This is a genomic window from Lysinibacillus odysseyi 34hs-1 = NBRC 100172 (genome assembly GCF_001591965.1).
Lineage (GTDB): Bacteria > Bacillota > Bacilli > Bacillales_A > Planococcaceae > Lysinibacillus_B > Lysinibacillus_B odysseyi.
The window spans coordinates 32,400-48,769 of sequence record NZ_BCVX01000003.1 but is presented as its reverse complement, the minus strand read 5'-3'; the positions used below and the strand labels follow the sequence as shown (position 1 = coordinate 48,769).

At 39.8% G+C, this 16,370-nt stretch carries 17 protein-coding genes; 13 read left to right on the top strand and 4 right to left on the bottom strand.

Annotated elements, in window-relative coordinates; translation table 11 throughout:
* The first annotated feature begins 289 nt into the window (after positions 1 to 289).
* The 9 genes from BOD01S_RS05375 (at position 290) to deoD (ending at position 7,985) form a co-directional block, all read left to right on the top strand.
* Positions 290 to 1,219 carry a GDSL-type esterase/lipase family protein gene (locus tag BOD01S_RS05375; RefSeq protein ID WP_036158729.1) on the top strand — a complete coding sequence of 310 codons (930 nt, stop codon included), beginning with the start codon at positions 290 to 292 and terminating at the stop codon, positions 1,217 to 1,219.
* Between the two features lie 5 nt (positions 1,220 to 1,224).
* Entirely contained in the window at positions 1,225 to 1,791 is a 567-nt protein-coding gene (locus BOD01S_RS05370) for a YpmS family protein (protein WP_036158732.1), read from the top strand.
* A gap of 12 nt (positions 1,792 to 1,803) precedes the next feature.
* Complete coding sequence (gene msrA / locus BOD01S_RS05365) at positions 1,804 to 2,331, top strand: peptide-methionine (S)-S-oxide reductase MsrA (protein WP_036158735.1); 528 nt, start codon at positions 1,804 to 1,806, stop codon at positions 2,329 to 2,331.
* A complete protein-coding gene (gene msrB, locus BOD01S_RS05360; protein ID WP_036158738.1) occupies positions 2,324 to 2,755 on the top strand; it encodes a peptide-methionine (R)-S-oxide reductase MsrB in 432 nt (143 codons plus the stop codon). The genes msrA and msrB overlap by 8 nt, the downstream gene beginning before the upstream one ends.
* Positions 2,756 to 3,268: 513 nt before the next feature.
* Positions 3,269 to 5,353, top strand: coding sequence for a DUF2339 domain-containing protein (locus BOD01S_RS05355; protein WP_036158741.1), 2,085 nt, complete (start codon positions 3,269 to 3,271; stop codon positions 5,351 to 5,353).
* A 183-nt stretch (positions 5,354 to 5,536) separates the two neighbouring features.
* Entirely contained in the window at positions 5,537 to 5,875 is a 339-nt protein-coding gene (locus BOD01S_RS05350; RefSeq protein WP_036158744.1) for a PadR family transcriptional regulator, read from the top strand.
* Positions 5,868 to 6,647, top strand: coding sequence for a VanZ family protein (locus BOD01S_RS05345; protein WP_052124994.1), 780 nt, complete (start codon positions 5,868 to 5,870; stop codon positions 6,645 to 6,647). The genes BOD01S_RS05350 and BOD01S_RS05345 overlap by 8 nt, the downstream gene beginning before the upstream one ends.
* A 294-nt stretch (positions 6,648 to 6,941) precedes the next feature.
* Positions 6,942 to 7,157 (top strand): YozE family protein, encoded by a 216-nt coding sequence (locus tag BOD01S_RS05340; RefSeq protein WP_036158750.1) that lies wholly within the window; start codon positions 6,942 to 6,944, stop codon positions 7,155 to 7,157.
* A gap of 120 nt (positions 7,158 to 7,277) precedes the next feature.
* The gene (gene deoD / locus BOD01S_RS05335) at positions 7,278 to 7,985 is read left to right on the top strand and encodes a purine-nucleoside phosphorylase (protein WP_036158753.1); all 708 of its coding nucleotides are present in this window, start codon (positions 7,278 to 7,280) and stop codon (positions 7,983 to 7,985) included.
* Positions 7,986 to 8,236: 251 nt separating this feature from the next.
* On the opposite strand, the gene BOD01S_RS05330 is transcribed toward deoD, so the two are convergent.
* The 3 genes from BOD01S_RS05330 to BOD01S_RS23210 all read right to left on the bottom strand — a co-directional run bounded on the left by BOD01S_RS05330 (position 8,237) and on the right by BOD01S_RS23210 (position 9,128).
* Positions 8,237 to 8,437 carry a hypothetical protein gene (locus BOD01S_RS05330; protein ID WP_036158756.1) on the bottom strand — a complete coding sequence of 67 codons (201 nt, stop codon included), beginning with the start codon at positions 8,435 to 8,437 and terminating at the stop codon, positions 8,237 to 8,239.
* A gap of 218 nt (positions 8,438 to 8,655) precedes the next feature.
* Complete coding sequence (locus BOD01S_RS05325) at positions 8,656 to 8,982, bottom strand: NUDIX domain-containing protein (protein WP_143815023.1); 327 nt, start codon at positions 8,980 to 8,982, stop codon at positions 8,656 to 8,658.
* On the bottom strand, positions 8,979 to 9,128 hold the full coding sequence (locus BOD01S_RS23210; protein WP_156117065.1) for a hypothetical protein: 150 nt from the start codon (positions 9,126 to 9,128) through the stop codon (positions 8,979 to 8,981). The genes BOD01S_RS05325 and BOD01S_RS23210 overlap by 4 nt, the downstream gene beginning before the upstream one ends.
* 549 nt (positions 9,129 to 9,677) lie before the next feature.
* Here BOD01S_RS23210 and BOD01S_RS05320 point away from each other — a divergent pair.
* The 3 genes from BOD01S_RS05320 (at position 9,678) to BOD01S_RS05310 (ending at position 13,615) form a co-directional block, all read left to right on the top strand.
* The gene (locus BOD01S_RS05320) at positions 9,678 to 11,153 is read left to right on the top strand and encodes a lmo1851 family serine protease (RefSeq protein ID WP_036158759.1); all 1,476 of its coding nucleotides are present in this window, start codon (positions 9,678 to 9,680) and stop codon (positions 11,151 to 11,153) included.
* Positions 11,154 to 11,220: 67 nt separating this feature from the next.
* Positions 11,221 to 12,123: a CobW family GTP-binding protein gene (locus BOD01S_RS05315; protein WP_036158762.1), complete on the top strand. Its 903-nt coding sequence runs from the start codon at positions 11,221 to 11,223 to the stop codon at positions 12,121 to 12,123.
* A gap of 415 nt (positions 12,124 to 12,538) precedes the next feature.
* Positions 12,539 to 13,615 (top strand): undecaprenyldiphospho-muramoylpentapeptide beta-N-acetylglucosaminyltransferase, encoded by a 1,077-nt coding sequence (locus tag BOD01S_RS05310; protein ID WP_036158765.1) that lies wholly within the window; start codon positions 12,539 to 12,541, stop codon positions 13,613 to 13,615.
* 232 nt (positions 13,616 to 13,847) lie between these two features.
* Here BOD01S_RS05310 and BOD01S_RS05305 read toward each other — a convergent pair whose 3' ends face one another.
* Entirely contained in the window at positions 13,848 to 14,396 is a 549-nt protein-coding gene (locus tag BOD01S_RS05305; protein WP_036158768.1) for a GNAT family N-acetyltransferase, read from the bottom strand.
* Positions 14,397 to 14,734: 338 nt separating this feature from the next.
* On the opposite strand from BOD01S_RS05305, the gene dapF reads away from it, so the two are divergent.
* Positions 14,735 to 15,712: a diaminopimelate epimerase gene (gene dapF, locus BOD01S_RS05300; protein ID WP_036158771.1), complete on the top strand. Its 978-nt coding sequence runs from the start codon at positions 14,735 to 14,737 to the stop codon at positions 15,710 to 15,712.
* Positions 15,713 to 16,370: the final 658 nt, after the last annotated feature.

Here is a 16,370-nt window from a genome sequence, read left to right as displayed (position 1 = left end):
ATAGTGTAAACGGCCAGCCTTCAATATATAGATCATCATATAAAGCAGTAATAGCATGAAGCAGCAGAATAGGGAAAGGATTACTTAGTGTTTTGGTGTGGGAGCTCTTTTTGGGAATTTTTATGCTTTATTTATAGGATTCTGACCATAATATAGAAGTGATTAAAATTTTCTCATTAGCATTCAACCGAGTGCAGCCGAATATTTTCGGTATTATAAGGTTGTGTGCTTTTCATATGCTGAATCGGAATTTATAATGGAAATACATCGTGGTTAAGGGAGTTTTAACATGTGGAGATTGTTAGCAATAGTAATTCTGGCAGCCGTCCTTACAGGGTGCAATTATATAACGATAGATGAGGGTCAGCCTGCGAACAATCCGCCGGAAGAAAGTGCAGAAGAGCAAGAAGAAAGCATTGAAGTTTATACACCGGAAGTTATTGCCGAGCAATTAGAAGAGGAAGAGGACAAGAGCAAGCTCAAGGAACTGATGGAGTCTCTTTTCCAGTTGGATTGGCGCTCAAGAAAGGAAACGGGTGCTGAGCCTATTCAATATTTGGCCTTAGGTGATTCACTGACACGAGGCATCGGCGACGAAACTGGAAAATACGGCTATACGAAACGCCTAGCTAAAGCAATTGAAGCATGGCCGGCTGTCTTAGAAGTAGAGCTAGATAACCGTGGGAAAAATGGCCGCCGAAGTGATCAGCTCTTGACATTAATAGAAAATGGTCATTATGATGAGGAATTGGCAGAGGCCGATTTGGTGACAGTGACAATGGGGGGAAATGATGTCATGAAGATCGTGAAAAAGGATCTTTTCTCCTTGAAAAAGGAAATGTTCGATAAAGAAATGGTGAAATTCGAAGGACGCTACCGAAAAATTGTTGAAGAAATCCGTAAACGCAATAGTGAGGTGCCGATTGTTTTAATCGGGTTTTACAATCCTTTTTCGATTATTACGGATGAATACACCCCCTTTGAAACAATCATTGATGAATGGAATATGACCATTGCGCAAATTGCATCTGATGATCAAAATGCATGTTTTGTACCAACATCGGATTTATTTGAAACAAATGAGGAAATGGTATATCATACTGATTTCTTTCATCCAAATGCAAGCGGATATGACCGGATGACGGCGAGAATCATTCAGTATATGAAAGTATGCGATATTGAGGAGATGTCAGCAGGCCGGATTGGGTTTGAGGAGTGATAGCGGTGAACTTATGGAAAGTGGCCTTCTTTACATTGGCTGGAGCTATCGTATTAGCGGTAGCAGGAATAATTTATTTAGCAGTAGCAGATACAGAGGATGTAGCGAGACCTAAACCGGCAGAAGTGGAAGGTAATGTAATTACAGTCCAGACAACAGCAAAAGAATTTGAGGCAATCGCCAAGCAGTATTTAGGCGATAGTCTCAATAAGTCTCCATTGCCTGTTGAAATTGAAGTAAATGACCAAATACAGCTTTTCAGTACATTGACTGTATTTGGTGTAGATGTGCCGATTGCAATGGATTTCGAACCGGTTGTTGATGAGGGAAATATTGTATTAAAGCAAACGGCAGTGAATGTCGGAAAGCTGAATATCCCGCCCAAGACGGTACTGAAGCTCATGCAGGACTCGATTGATTTCCCGTCATGGATTACTGTCATTCCAAATGACGAAGAAATTTTTGTAGATTTGTCACGTATCAATATTGCATCAGGGTCACGTGTAAGAGCAAAAGAAATTGATTTGCCAAATGACCATATTGTATTGGAGATTGTCGTTCCAGCAGAATAGGAGGGAAAATATATGGCAGTAGCAACATTTGCAGGTGGATGTTTTTGGTGTATGGTTAAGCCATTTGACGAGCAGCCGGGGATTGAGAGCGTAATCTCCGGATATACAGGCGGACATGTCGAAAACCCAACATATGAACAAGTATGCAGCGAAACAACGGGGCATTTAGAAGCGGTTCAAATTACGTTTGATCCACAAGTGTATCCTTATGAAGACTTGGTAAGACTTTATTTTACGCTGATCGACCCGACAGATGCTGGAGGCCAATTTTATGACCGTGGTGAATCTTATACAACGGCCATTTTCTATCATAATGAGGAGCAGAAGGAGATTGCTGAACGTATAAAGGATGAACTCGATGCATCTGGGAAGTTCCGTATGCCGATTGCTGTGAAGATTCGGGAGGCTATGCCATTCTATCCTGCAGAACAATACCACCAGCATTATTACAAAAAAAATCCAGCACACTACAATCGCTATTCGGTCGGATCGGGCCGGGCAGCATTTATTGAAAAGCATTGGGGGAATTCAAATGGATAAAGAAAAGCGCCTAAAAGAACTAACGGAAATGCAGTATTATGTTACACAGGAAAGCGGGACTGAACCACCGTTCCAAAATGAATATGACAAGCACTTTGAAGAAGGTATCTATGTTGATGTTGTTTCAGGCAAGCCTTTGTTCAGTTCGAAAGACAAATATGATGCAGGCTGTGGATGGCCGGCTTTTTCAAAACCAATTGATGCACCGGAAGTTACAGAGCATTTCGATACATCCTTTGGCATGCGTCGCGTAGAAGTGCGCAGTAAAACAGCCGATTCCCATCTTGGACATGTATTCCCGGATGGCCCGCAGGAGCTTGGAGGACTGCGCTACTGTATTAACTCAGCAGCATTACGCTTTGTACCGGTAGAGCGCCTAGAAGAAGAAGGTTACGGTGAATACAAGTCATTATTTGACAAGTAACAGCAAAACCTAAACAGTATAGATTACTTGAAAAGGAGGTATCCGAGAAAGCGCTCTGGGATACCTCCTTTTTCGACGAAGACGGTGACATGACACCAGCAGGAGCAATAAGTTATACAGCTATTCATAAGGGAAAAAGGCTGTGTTAAAAGTCATTTTAACTTTTAACACAGCCCCTTTTTTTGTGGATGAAGGAAAAATGGGAAACATTTCATATAGGTAATCGTCAACGTATAATAATTCGCCGGTTGTCTATGCACCGCAAAAGGCTTGAAAGAAAATGAAACAGAGAAAGGGTTCATTCAATATACAATTCCGAATATAATAGTAAAGCCTTGCCGTGCCAATTCCCACGTACCTACAAAACAGATTTGCTGATGTAAGGAAAAGGCGTATCAGGAAACCAAGACGGATATATTTGACGTCTGTTGGAGAATACCTTTTACCTATGTAGAGTGCAGCCGGATTTTGTTATGATAGATTTGGAAATTTATAGATGAAGAAGGTGAATGTATGGAAGAACAATGGCAGCGAAGGGTTGAAGCCCTAGAAGAGGAAGTGCTGTTACTACGGAAGGAGATTGCATCATTAAAACAACATCCGCCGGTAAGTGCCATTACAGAAAAGGCAGCGGCATCTAAACCAAAGTATAACGGGGCTATTGTAAAGCGGGAAAGCCCTGCATTCCCTAAACCTGCAGGGCAAGAGCGGACAATTGAACCAAAAGTACCCGATAAAGCAAAAAAATCATTTGAGGAGCAGCTTGTTGCTGTATTGCCAAAAGTTTTTATGTTCATATTTGTTCTAGGGGTACTATGGGGGCTGAAATTAATAAGCGACTATGGGATGCTGACAGACGGCATGAAGATTTCACTGTCCTATATAGCTTCGATTGGGCTTGCTGGATTGGCCTTCTTTCTGGAAAAGAAGAAAAAAAGTGTACGTGCAATGCACACAGCACTCTATGGCGGTTCATTTGCAGTCGGGGTATTGGCAACTGCAGCAGCCGTATTAATATATGGTGTGATCTCCAGCATGCCTGCCCTATTTATAGCGCTTGCTTATATTATTTACGGTATTTTCTTATGCTACTGGAAAGGTAGTGAGGGGCTGACGATTTTTGTTATGTTCACCTCGCTTCTCTTACCGTATTTACTTGAATTTATGGAGTTTAATTCTTTATTCGTTATTGGTTTCGTAGTGCTTCTCTTTATTGCCATTCAGCTTGTTTTACAAAGACATCAGCAGTGGATTGCGCTATATATCACAACGCTTTTCACAGGACTATCCACATTAATTTTATACGTAATGGGTGATGGAGAATCTGTAGTATACCCATTTGGATGGCTGCTGATTGTGCTGACGTTTTTTGCGGGCTGGATTTTCACGAAAGAGAGAAGAAAATGGCCGAAAATACAAGAAGGGCTACTGTATAGCTTTGGTGTTTTTGGCGTGACATTTTTGCATGTCTTCTCTGAGGGGGAGATAGAAAAATTCCTTTTCTTTGCCGCTGCTGCTATTAGTACAGCGGGTATGGCCTTCTGGATGCACAAGCGAAGCGAGAAAAGCTTGGCTGATATTTTCCTGGCGATCGGCATAGTCAGTATTGTAAACGGACTGCTTGCCTGGGATGTTGATGGTGACTGGAGGACACTCGCTATTTTAACGACTGCTTTCATTGGGATTTTACTCGGTGTGCGGGTTCAGGCACCTATTATGAAAATAACAAATACAGCAATTTTAGCTTTTACAACCTTGTATATTTATATCGGTTACCAAGTGGATGAGGGCCTGGAGCTAAGTATGCATATTCTTTCCATCCTGTACTTTATCATAGCGATATATAGCAGTGAGAAAGTAAAAGCCGAGTCCTTTTTGTCAGTATGGCTAAAAAAAGCTTACTGGGGGGAACTAACAAGGGTAGCTACGTTTTGGATAATGGTGCTTTTCATTGCAAAAATAGATACGTTCTATATTTCTGATAGCTACACACTGTATTTCACGATGTCCTTCATCGCGCTCAGCTGTGCAGCTGCTCTTATAGCACCACCTAAAATTGTAGGTGCGGCGCTGCCGGCATTACTCCTTGGGATCATGAGCTTCTGTACATTGATCGTATGGTCCTCTATTTCTATCTATGACGAAGTTCTATTACAGCTTGCTATGCACCTTATTTATATAGGGGTGTGGGGCGCTCTTATTATGGATCTTTATTATAAAGGAGCAATTTACCGGCGGTATGAAAAACATCTGCAGCCCCGATTTGAACAGCTGCTGATCGTTGGGTGGCTGATTACGCTTGTGAACGTATGGAATATGGCATATTTTATTTCGGAGATCGGCTATTTGCCAGCGTTCTTATATGTCATTTTTGCAACATGCTTGTTATTCGCTTTTGCGGTAGGTTTTATTTTAGTGGGCAGAAGGCAAGGACTCCATTTGATGAGTAAATCTGGGTTTGTCCTGCTGATTATCGCTATCGGAAAGTTAATTTTCTTTGATCTATCGTCACTTGATCTACTAGTACGCGCCATCGTCTTCCTTCTGGTCGGTGCCATTGGGCTGCTATTATCTAATAAGCTATTGAAAAAAGAATAGAAAATATCTCTTTCCATGAAATAAAGATTAAATAGAAATTAGAAATCGAATAGTGGTTAATTATTCTTTTAAAAGCATCGGCATAAAAGCTGATGCTTTTTCACATTAAAATATATTGCCAAAGATTATACCTTGTATTACGATGTATATATACTATGTATTACAAGGTAAGGAGAGGTTTAAATGAACAAGGAAATGATGAAAGGAAGTACGGATTTGCTTCTGCTGTCTGTCATTGCAAAACGGGACATGTATGGCTATGAAATTGTCCAGTCATTAAAGCAGTCCAGTGAGGAGCTGTACAGTATGGGCGAGGGTACGTTATATCCAGCTCTTAAGCGGATGGAAACGTTAGGCTATATTCATTCTTATTGGGTGGAGAATGAAGGGACGAGAAAAAGAAAGTACTATCAATTAACAGAGGAAGGGCAGCGTGCTTTACACGAAAAGCTAAACGACTGGCGTCAAATTAACAAGCTTATAGAAAAATGGATAGATGGGGGAGGGGCTGTACTTGACTAATCCGATTGAACAATACATAAGAGACATCATCTCTTCATTAACCTGCAGCCCGATGGAGAAGCAGGAGATTGCAGATGAAATGCGTGATCATCTTTATACTTCGTATGAAATGCTGTTAGCAGATGGCTATAAGGAGCAAGAGGCAGCTCAAATAGCCATACGCTCTTTCGGTGAATCCAAACATATGAAGGCCGGCTTCCAGCAGGTGGTTGATCCCCTATACGGATGGCTTAGAAAGCTTGCATGGATCGGCTTTTGGTTATATAGCTTTGTTGTTGTGTGGAAGCTGCTTATTGAACGGATGATTAATCGTGTCCTTCACTATACACATGGTTTAGGGAATAGACCGTATATATTCACTAAATATGGATTTAATGAGTATAATGGTTTTTTTGATTTCAGTGCATGGGAAATGAATGTCAATTTTATTCCACTTAAAACAATCGTTTTCTATACTTCCGCACAGCATGTTAATACTGATATTGCCATCAATAATCTGATGGGGAACTTCATCCTCCTTCTGCCGCTCGGATTGCTGCTGCCATTTTTATTTAAGCGCTTCCAGAAGCTTACGAGCATTACGACTCTCGCGTTTGCTGCAAGTGCCATTATTGAAGTCGTTCAATTTATGCTGCAGATCGGCATGGCGGACATAGATGATATTCTTTTAAATACAGTTGGGGCAGTAATAGGTTTCTATAGTTACAAAATGATTATTTGGATGCTATCATTACGCACATCTTCTAAAGACAGGAAGTATAGTATCGATTGAATGCTAGAAGACCTCATATATGGGGTCTTTTTCTCTTTAGAAAGGAATGAGAAGGGTTAGGTAGGGAGGTGTTCCATATTTAAAAGAAATTTATCGGTCAAAAGAGAGAGGAGCCAAGTACCTTTGTTAACATAATATAATTATCTGTAAATATCATCTGAGCATTCTTAAAGTAAAAATGTCCAAACCATTTTTTCTTTTGCAAAGTTTGGGTATATAGGAGGTACAATACGAATAGTTATTGACAAAACCAATATTCCTAAGTTCAATATAAAAAGAAAGTGAGGCGATTGGATGAAATCTTTCTACCATTTTGTATTAACCTATAGAGGCGGGAGCGACGAAAAAGGGCGTTTTGCGGAAGCTGTATTTAATGATCCGGCCTTTCCGAAAACGGCTACGGATTTTGACGAACTGACTGCATATATCGAAATGCAAGCGCATGAAGAGATGTCCACGGCTGTATTTGATGAGTTATGGGACTTATATGCGACAAAATATCAAATATAGGAAACAACAGGCGAAATTACCAAACTACTCTAACATTTTAAAGCAAGACGTCTAACGATTGCATCAAACGGTAAAACAAAGTATCATTAACTTGAAAATATCTGAAATGAGGGACTATTTATGAGTATCCATATTGCTGCAAAACAAGGCGAAATCGCCGACATCGTATTGCTTCCAGGTGATCCGCTTCGTGCAAAATTCATCGCTGAAACATTCTTGGAAGATGTAACATGCTACAACGAAGTACGTAACATGTTTGGCTATACAGGTACATACAAAGGTCGCCGTGTATCTGTACAAGGAACAGGTATGGGTGTACCTTCTATTTCAATCTATGCTACGGAGCTTATGCAGGAATACGGCGTGCAAAAACTGATCCGTGTTGGTACATGTGGTGCGATTCAAAAAGACGTAAAGGTGCGCGATGTAATCCTAGCTCAAGCAGCGTCTACTGATTCGCGCTTAAACCAGGTAATTTGGGGCGGCGGTATTGACTTTGCTCCGACTGCTAACTTCGATCTTCTTTATAAAGCATACAACGCAGGTAAAGAAGCTGGCCTGAACTTGAAAGTAGGGAATATCTTCACTGCGGACATGTTCTACTCAGACGAAGAACAAAATGAAAAGCTTGCAAAATATGGCGTATTAGCAGTGGAAATGGAAGCTGCGGCTCTTTATACTTTAGCAGCTAAATTCGGCCGTCAAGCATTAGCTGTACTAACAGTTTCTGACCACATCATCACGGGTGAAGTAACATCTTCTGAAGAACGTCAAACAACTTTCAAAGACATGATGGTTGTAGCGCTTGAAGCTGCGATTCAAGAGTAGGAATACAAAGGGTTTAGGACTTGGTACTTTCTATCAAGTACCCATAACCTAATTCAAAGAGTGCCTAACGGGTGAAAACCTGTTAGGCGCTTTTTATTTGAGTATATCCAGTAGTAAGCTTGCTTCTGTAGAGGGCTATGTGATAAAAAATTTAAAAATACATGCAGTATAAATTTATGAATAAGTCCAATATTGAAGTATGATGAGGTATTGCCTGAGGATCGTACCGTTGATAGTAGCGTCTTTATATGTTATCCGAGTTTTTTTCTAATATAAATGACAAACCAAATAAAATATAAAATGTTAACTAGCGTTAAGCCTAATGAAGTATATCTATTTTTCTCATAGGGTAAAATAAGCATAAGGGCAATAGCTAATAGAGTTGCAGGTAATACAGTATAAAACCAGACTCGTACGGCTTTATTTTTAAATGAAACTTCAAATCTTTCCAATACATTCACCTCTTCTATAATTTAAAAATACATCTTCAGTAAAAATGATTGAAAATTCAACCTACTTAAAGATCATAACATAGTAAAGTGTGATTCGGGAAAGACAAAGGAGAGAAGTCCTTTACGAAATGCGTCTTATTAAGCTACAGCAAGAAATAAAGACAAGCTAAAGAGAAATGCTAATCTATCCAACATCCCAAAATAACTATTAGCGGGTTTTACTTTAAGATAGGCTGTTCAAGTCCATTCTTCCAAACCATAATAAAAGGGGCTTGATGAGGGTTCAAATTAAGCGGAAGATTATTTTTCGGGAAAAAATAGATTTCTAAGCTTTCATTATTCATTACTGCACTTCCCGTATCATCAGTGCTGTGAAAAATAACTTGGACACTAAACACTGTGTCTCTGTTTGGATAGTTCGTCAAGCCTTCTTTTCCTGAATAGACACCGAATAGTGAAAGTTTGGTAAGGAAGATAGTGGTTTCTTCTTTTACTTCTCTTTTAACGGTTTCTAAAACAGTTTCCCATTTTCCATAATACCTCACGGGATTCCGCACATACCGTTGTCAGCTCTTCTTTGCAAGAGAATGCCGCTGCCTCTATCTTCCATAATTGCACTAATATCCTTTTGTTTTACAATAATATACATATTACTTGCTGAACGAAATGACGACTGGATAGGTTCGCTCATGCACTTTTGATAATACTGCTTGTTTTTTCTATTCAAAAGCGCAAGAACTACGTGCTGCAGTTACAATTTTCCTATAAAATATTTGTACAAGACAGGGGACCAAACGCCTGTAATTATGTAGTTTCAACCGGTTTTTTATAGGTAAATAAATCATTTTGAATCTTTACAGGGAGGGATTGGAGAGGTACAATAACACTTTCGGGGCTTGTGAATAATAACCATTTCGATGGAAGGTTAGGTGCTGTCTGCGTCTAAACCGGAGAATTGCGAATACAGGTATATAAGAAGGATTCTGAGCGTATTGTATACAATTTAGTATAAGCATATAAATGGAGGCAGCGATGCATTAGATTTCAGATAAAATAGGAATTGGTGCTTTGGCCGTCTGTCAGGATAGGCAGTCAAGCAGCCTATATAATTTAAATATGTAGATAAAGAGCATATTAAAAGGAACTTTCCAAAAAAGTTGACGTCTTTTCTTTTCGAAGCGGAATCAACCTGTTAATATGTTATATAGCATGCAATGCAAGTAAGAGAGTGGTGAATAAGATGGATGAACAAAAACGCGAGGAAGAAGTAAGTGAACAGCCAATAAAGCCGGCGGGGAAATATTTACGTGTAAAACCCTTTGCTTTAATTATGCTCCTCTTCCTAACAATTCTTTTAACGGCTGGATTGACGATTTTCGCTCTAACATTTGGTGAGAAAAAGGTCGTTGAAGTAAAGGTGCCGGTTGAAAGGGAAGAATTTACACGATTATATGATGCTTTTGATGAATTAAAAGATAAGTATTATGTAGATGTAGATGAAGATAAAATGATCTCAGGTGCCATCAATGGTATGTTTGATGCATTGGATGATCCGTATACAGATTATATGAATACGGATGAGGCAAATCACTTTAATGAAAGTCTTTCTTCAAGCTTCCAAGGAATTGGAGCAGAAATTCAGGAACGCAACGGCGATATTGTTGTCGTTTCACCAATCAAGAATTCTCCTGCTGAAAAGGCTGGCATTATGCCTCAGGATATTATTCTAACAGTGGATGGAAAAAGCATTCAGGGAATGACTGCCTCTGAAGCTGTACTGCTCATCCGTGGTGAAAAAGGTACATCTGTTACATTAACAGTCAAGCGCGGGGATGCCGAGCCGACTGAAATGACCATTGTCCGGGATGATATTCCAATTGAGACTGTTTACGGTGAAATGGGAGATGACAAAATCGCCCATATCCAAATTACATCTTTTAGTGAAGAAACATATAAAGAACTGTTGAAAATCCTAACGGAGCTAGATGGGAAGGGCATGAAAGGTATCGTCCTTGATGTGCGTCAAAATCCAGGTGGCTTCCTAGACGCTGCAATTGATATTGCCAACCTATTCCTTGAGGATGGTAAGCCGATCCTTCAAGTACAAGGCCGTGATGAAAAACCTCAGGTCTTTGCTGCCGAGGGCGAGAAAAAATTCAAGCAGCCTGTCACAATCCTGATTGATGAAGGTAGTGCGTCGGCATCTGAAATTTTGGCAGCGGCATTACTTGAATCCGCTGATGCAGAAGTTATCGGTGTTCCTTCGTTCGGTAAAGGAACTGTACAGACGGTAAGCTATCTGGAAGACGGATCGAACTTGAAGTTCACTACAGGAAAATGGTTGACGCCAAAAGGAAACTGGATTAATGAAAAAGGGGTAACCCCAACGATTGAAGTGAAGTACCCAAGCTATGCTTCACTGACATATGTGAATCCGGAGACAGAGTTGAAGACTGGCATGAACGATAAAATGATCCAGTCTGCTGAGGGAATGCTTGAAGCGCTCGGATATGATCCGGGAGAAGTGGACGGTGTATTCGACGGTGATACGGAAGATGCTGTAAAGGCATTCCAAAAGGCCGAGAAACTTGAGCAAACGGGTACTATAGCGGGTGACACAACATACGCATTAATGGATGCCCTGCGTGAAAAAATCGAAAAAGAGGACCCAATGCTGTTGAAAGCAAAAGAAGTATTAACAGGTAAGTCCGAATAAAGAATAACCGAATAACTAAAAGAGCTGGCAAATTGTCAGCTCTTTTCTATAGAGGAAGTGCAGAAAAATGAAAGATGTATATTTATTTAGCGGATTTTTAGGAAGCGGGAAAACATCTATGCTAACAGATGTTATTCGTCAATTGAAAGAACAGCACATAAAACCTGCAGTTATTATAAATGAACTTGGGAAGCTGAACTTCGATTCCCAAGCTGTTGAGGAAGGCATTCCACTAAAAGAAATGCTTGAAGGATGTATTTGCTGTTCGGGAGCCGAAAAAACAGAAGCACAGATTCAATCCCTGCTTCATGATGCAGACTTTGATATCCTTATTATAGAAACAACGGGAGCTGCCCATCCTGTAGAGGCTTTAGATGCGGTATATTCACCTCTGTTTGCGGACAGGCTGAATATTAAAGGTATCGTAACTGTTGCTGATAGTAAGCTATGGTTAAACCGGGCATCATTATCTCCGCAGGCGCGCTCTCTCTTCATGGAACAAATTCGCCATGCACATTTACTGCTGGCTAATAAGGTCGACTTGCTGACAGAAGAAGAGCAGGCGCAAGTCGTTTATGAGCTCCAGAGCTTTAATCCACAAGCATTTATCCTACAGACGACAAATGGAAAAGTGCCATTGGCATTACTGCAAAATATGCAGTCAACGGCACAGGTGGATAAAGAAGAGATTATTCCAGCAAGAATAGGAAAGAGCTTTAACCTAGGTTCTCGTTTAGTGGAATTCAACCGTTCTTATACCCAAGAAGAGTTTGAAGCATGGATTAAAGAGCTTCCTGAATCTGTTTACAGGATGAAGGGCTACGTTCCGATAGAGGGTATTAAAAATCCAATGCTGTTCCAGTATGCATATGGCATGGTGCAGTGGCTGCCGGAGTTTATCCATATGCCTGCCAAGCTGGTTATCATTGGAGAAGATATTCAGCAAATAAAAGTAGTAGGAATTGATTAATCATTAGGAGCTGTCCAAAAAGCAAAAGCTTACTGGGCGGTTCTTTTTTCATTATAAAGGGTTTAGAGTCATTTATATGTCATCCGTTGTATAAAAGGAATGCTGGACGATTTTTACCTAGAATGTTAATAGAAGGCATTTATAGATTCCTAGTTGCCCATAGTTTAAGCATTTATTGAGTAGAAGGAACGAAGAGGATATACCTTTTTTCATTCGGCTGTTTTGTAAAGTGCGAAATTATGCTAAAATGAGCGTTATGGGCCTAAAAACAATGAAAAATGGAATGGCCAAATTTCCATTCAATCTATGAGTAGATTGCTGTCGAACAGCAATGTATAAAAATCGGGAAAAATTCATATACTTTAAGAATAAAATTGTTCTAAATAGAAGGTTTATAGAAGTTAGGAGAATGTTTGTGAAGCAAAAATCAATCATTTTAACGGGCGGAGGAACAGCAGGACACGTTTCGCTCAATCAGGCAATCATCCCTGAATTACTTGCTCAAAATTACGACGTACATTATATAGGTTCCAAAGATGGTATCGAGAAAGAATTGATCGGCGAAACATTTCCGGAAATACCTTATCATGAAATAGCAAGCGGAAAATTACGTCGTTATTTTTCCTTGAAAAATTTTTCCGATCCATTTCGTGTAATGGCAGGAGTAGGACAGGCATTTTCAATTATAAGAAAAGTTAAACCAACGATCATTTTTTCAAAAGGGGGATTTGTTTCTGTTCCTGTAGTGATGGCTGCAAAAATGGCAAATGTACCGGTTGTCGTTCACGAATCGGATGTTACTCCAGGATTAGCCAACAAAATTGCACTTCCTTTTGCCTCGCACGTGTTCACGGTTTTTAAAGAAACAATGCAGCATCTGCCGAGTGATAAAACGACATGTACCGGATCGATTATTCGTCAGCAGCTTTTTGAAGGGGATAAGGAGCGTGCTTTAAGGTTATGCGGATTTGTACCAACTAAGAAAGTACTGCTTGTAATGGGAGGAAGCCTAGGGTCTGTCGTATTGAACGATGCGCTTCGTGAAAATTTAAATCAGCTGCTGCCAATGTTTAATATTGTCCATCTTTGTGGTAAAGGAAATATTGACGAATCATTACAGAATATTGAAGGATACTGCCAATTTGAATATGTAACAGAGGAGCTTTCCGATCTGTTGTTCCTTTCCGATTTAGTTGTCTCACGCGCAGGGTCGAATTCGATTTTTGAATTTTTAGCATTACGTAAGCCAATGCTCTTAATCCCGTTATCGGCAGCTAAAAGCCGGGGGGACCAAATTTTGAATGCAAATTTATTTAAAAAACAAGGTTTTGCCCATGTACTGGAAGAAGAGATGCTGACGAAAACTACTTTTATGAAGTCGATCGAGGCGCTTATTAAGGATGAGGAAGAAATTATTGATAGGATGCTGGATGCAGAACAGCCAAAAACACCAAAGGAAATGGTCACGCTTATTACCCAATATGAAAAATAACAGGGAATGTTATTATGTGTTGTTTTATCGCGCATAATAGCAAGCCCTTTCTTTGTACAGAAAGGCAGCCTGTACAAAATGACACTCTAGCATCTTTAGCATAGTATAATAGAAAAATAATTGAAATTGTATGCAGAGTAAAGGATGGATAGGGGACACAAGCCTTTAGTAACTTGTGCTCCCCGTAAAAGTCGAAGATTTGATTGGTTAGATTAAAAATGAGGGACAGTCCTTACATTGCCTGTTCTTCTTCTTCGGCACGTTCGTGTGCAGTAGTAAGATAGAAGAGGTCTTTTGGAATTTTATAGAGGTCAAATTGAAGTTTACCGGCATTAATTTCTTCATAAAGTGCGGGATGTGATTCATTTGCATCTATAACATATGGAAGTTTTAAGGCAGCAGCTTTGGAGCGCTCATTTTCTTTTCGGATGCGTAGGAAGACAGTGTGGAAGTCATATTCGTAGAATAACTCAGAGAGGAACAAGTATTTCGCTTTTTGGTTATAGCCTTTGCCTTGAAATGGCGTACCTATCCAAGTACCAAGGAAACCGGCGCCTTCTTGCACATCGAATATACTTATTGTTCCAATCGGCTGACCCCAATCATCCGTTATGGTGCGGGAAATGGTCTTCCCTTGTTGCTCTTCTTCGATTAATTGTTTCGTCATAAACAAGTATTCCTCAGCAGAAGCTGCTTTTTGACGAACGTAAGGAAATACAGCAGGGTGTGAAAGTAAATTGTATAGCTCAGTTGTTTCATGAAGATCTCGATGTTTTAACATGCGAAACGCCTCCTTTTTAGGATAATGTAGGCCTAGTGTTAGGCATTCATTTCGAACCCGATTCCAACCTAAAAGAAATAGACGTCGAACTATCGTATTACCGCTAGTTTCCCCTCTATCTTGCTTATGAAAACACAATATCGAAATAACATTAGTAGATAATTTATTTTACATTAAAAATAGTGCGTAATGCAATATTCTCGCTCGAAAAAAAAGTAAATTTCTTGTAAATTAATACTGAATTCTGAATTATTGGAATACATAATGAAAACAATATTTGAATGAATGTCCGTTACAAGCTAATATAAATATATATGCCGGAGGAGGCGACGATTTATATGGAAATAAAGCTATGGAAGGTGCATGGTTCAGGTAATACCTTTTATTTATATGAAACAAGTGACGAACAGGAAATGGATTGGGTGCAGCTAACGCTCTGGCTGTGTGACGAAGAAAATGAAGGTGGGGCAGACGGGCTGCTCCTTATATGTCCATCATCTCAAGCTGATGCGAAAATGCGTGTCATAAATGCAGATGGCTCAGAAGCATCGATGTGCGGTAACGGACTACGCTGTGTTGCTAGATACATATGCGAAAAGCTGGAAGTGGAAGAGGCGGTCATTGAAACGATGAAAGCAAGCTTGAAAGTGAGGAAGGAAAGTCCCTTGTTTGAAGAGCTGCCAACCTATTCAGTAGAAATTTCTCCTGTTTCATTTGAATTATCTACATTACCTATGGTGTATAAAGGGAAAAGTCAGGTGATTCATGAGGTAATTGAGGAATTTTCCCCTACTATTCACTTTACTGCTGTCTCTGTTCCTAATCCTCATCTGATAGGAATTGTGGAAGAACACTACATTAAGCATCAGTCCCATCAATTTTTACTTGCTCATTATTTAAATAATGATAATGAATATTGTACAGATGGGGTGAATGTAAGTTATGTGTATCCGATGGCGGAGGATGCGATTTATGTCCGGACATATGAACGAGGTGTTGGCTTTACCAATGCCTGCGGGACAGCTATGACAGCATCTGCTTTAGTCGCCAATTTAAATGGAGTTGTTGCTTCAACAGAAGTGACGGTTTACAATCCAGGCGGTTTTGTGAAATGTATTGTCGAGAAAAATGATGAAATATACAATTTGCTGCTTATTGGAAACGCAACAGTCACGGCCATCTATACAGCCGAAGTCATCGATGGGACATTTGGCTGGAAAAGCTGCGAACGAACAGCGGAACAGAAAAATTACGATAAATGTATACAATTTGTAAAAGAGCAAACTGCTCAATTTCTAATAAGTGAAAAAGCATAATCAGATAAACTTCCGAATGACTACCTTTTCCATCCTTGCCAGCCTGCAGGTAAAGGTGAAAGAAAGCTGGAGCTTCTTATAATAGCACGAGGGGGAATAATTAACCGGTGCTGTAAAACTTTTCGGCTTTTCTATTACAGAACGGTACTATCAATAGGTAGTAGTTATCGGGACAGCTGGACAAAATCAGGAGCAATAAAATTCGGCGAATTGACCATTACCATAACTAGACAGCCTTTATAGGAGCAGGACCATAATCATCCTGCTCACCATATGTATTTTCATAAGAAAAATTCGAAAAAAACAGGCTGTATCCCGGCTTCTTTGTGAAATAACGTAGAATAAAAGCGATTTACTATTACAGCTAAAACCGCTATTATACACTATGCAGTGCTGCCGCATGTGCGAATGCTAAATGAAAAGAAAGTACATCTGCAGGCTTAAGTTCTATAATGTATTTTTAGTCAGTGAATGGCCTTTATGGACATGCGGCAATGGTTGAATTTATTTATATGAATAATTTTTTGAAAGCAAAGAGGCTGTGTGTTAAGTTATCCTTAACACACAGCCTTTTGTGATGTCTAGTCTGAGGTGCCTTGCTCTATTTATTTATCCGAAGTAATGCAGCTGTAAACATTTTTTTGTGAAAGAAGAGGAT

What these genes read in the sequence shown, in the direction of transcription:
- BOD01S_RS23210 (WP_156117065.1), bottom strand. Translation starts at nt 9,128, where the DNA reads ATGAGCGAACCTATCCAGTCGTCATTTCGTTCAGCAAGTAATATGTAT.
- deoD (WP_036158753.1), top strand. Translation starts at nt 7,278, where the DNA reads ATGAGTATCCATATTGCTGCAAAACAAGGCGAAATCGCCGACATCGTA.
- BOD01S_RS05320 (WP_036158759.1), top strand. Translation starts at nt 9,678, where the DNA reads ATGGATGAACAAAAACGCGAGGAAGAAGTAAGTGAACAGCCAATAAAG.
- BOD01S_RS05340 (WP_036158750.1), top strand. Translation starts at nt 6,942, where the DNA reads ATGAAATCTTTCTACCATTTTGTATTAACCTATAGAGGCGGGAGCGAC.
- BOD01S_RS05350 (WP_036158744.1), top strand. Translation starts at nt 5,537, where the DNA reads ATGAACAAGGAAATGATGAAAGGAAGTACGGATTTGCTTCTGCTGTCT.
- msrB (WP_036158738.1), top strand. Translation starts at nt 2,324, where the DNA reads ATGGATAAAGAAAAGCGCCTAAAAGAACTAACGGAAATGCAGTATTAT.
- BOD01S_RS05305 (WP_036158768.1), bottom strand. Translation starts at nt 14,396, where the DNA reads ATGTTAAAACATCGAGATCTTCATGAAACAACTGAGCTATACAATTTA.
- msrA (WP_036158735.1), top strand. Translation starts at nt 1,804, where the DNA reads ATGGCAGTAGCAACATTTGCAGGTGGATGTTTTTGGTGTATGGTTAAG.
- BOD01S_RS05355 (WP_036158741.1), top strand. Translation starts at nt 3,269, where the DNA reads ATGGAAGAACAATGGCAGCGAAGGGTTGAAGCCCTAGAAGAGGAAGTG.
- dapF (WP_036158771.1), top strand. Translation starts at nt 14,735, where the DNA reads ATGGAAATAAAGCTATGGAAGGTGCATGGTTCAGGTAATACCTTTTAT.
- BOD01S_RS05375 (WP_036158729.1), top strand. Translation starts at nt 290, where the DNA reads ATGTGGAGATTGTTAGCAATAGTAATTCTGGCAGCCGTCCTTACAGGG.
- BOD01S_RS05315 (WP_036158762.1), top strand. Translation starts at nt 11,221, where the DNA reads ATGAAAGATGTATATTTATTTAGCGGATTTTTAGGAAGCGGGAAAACA.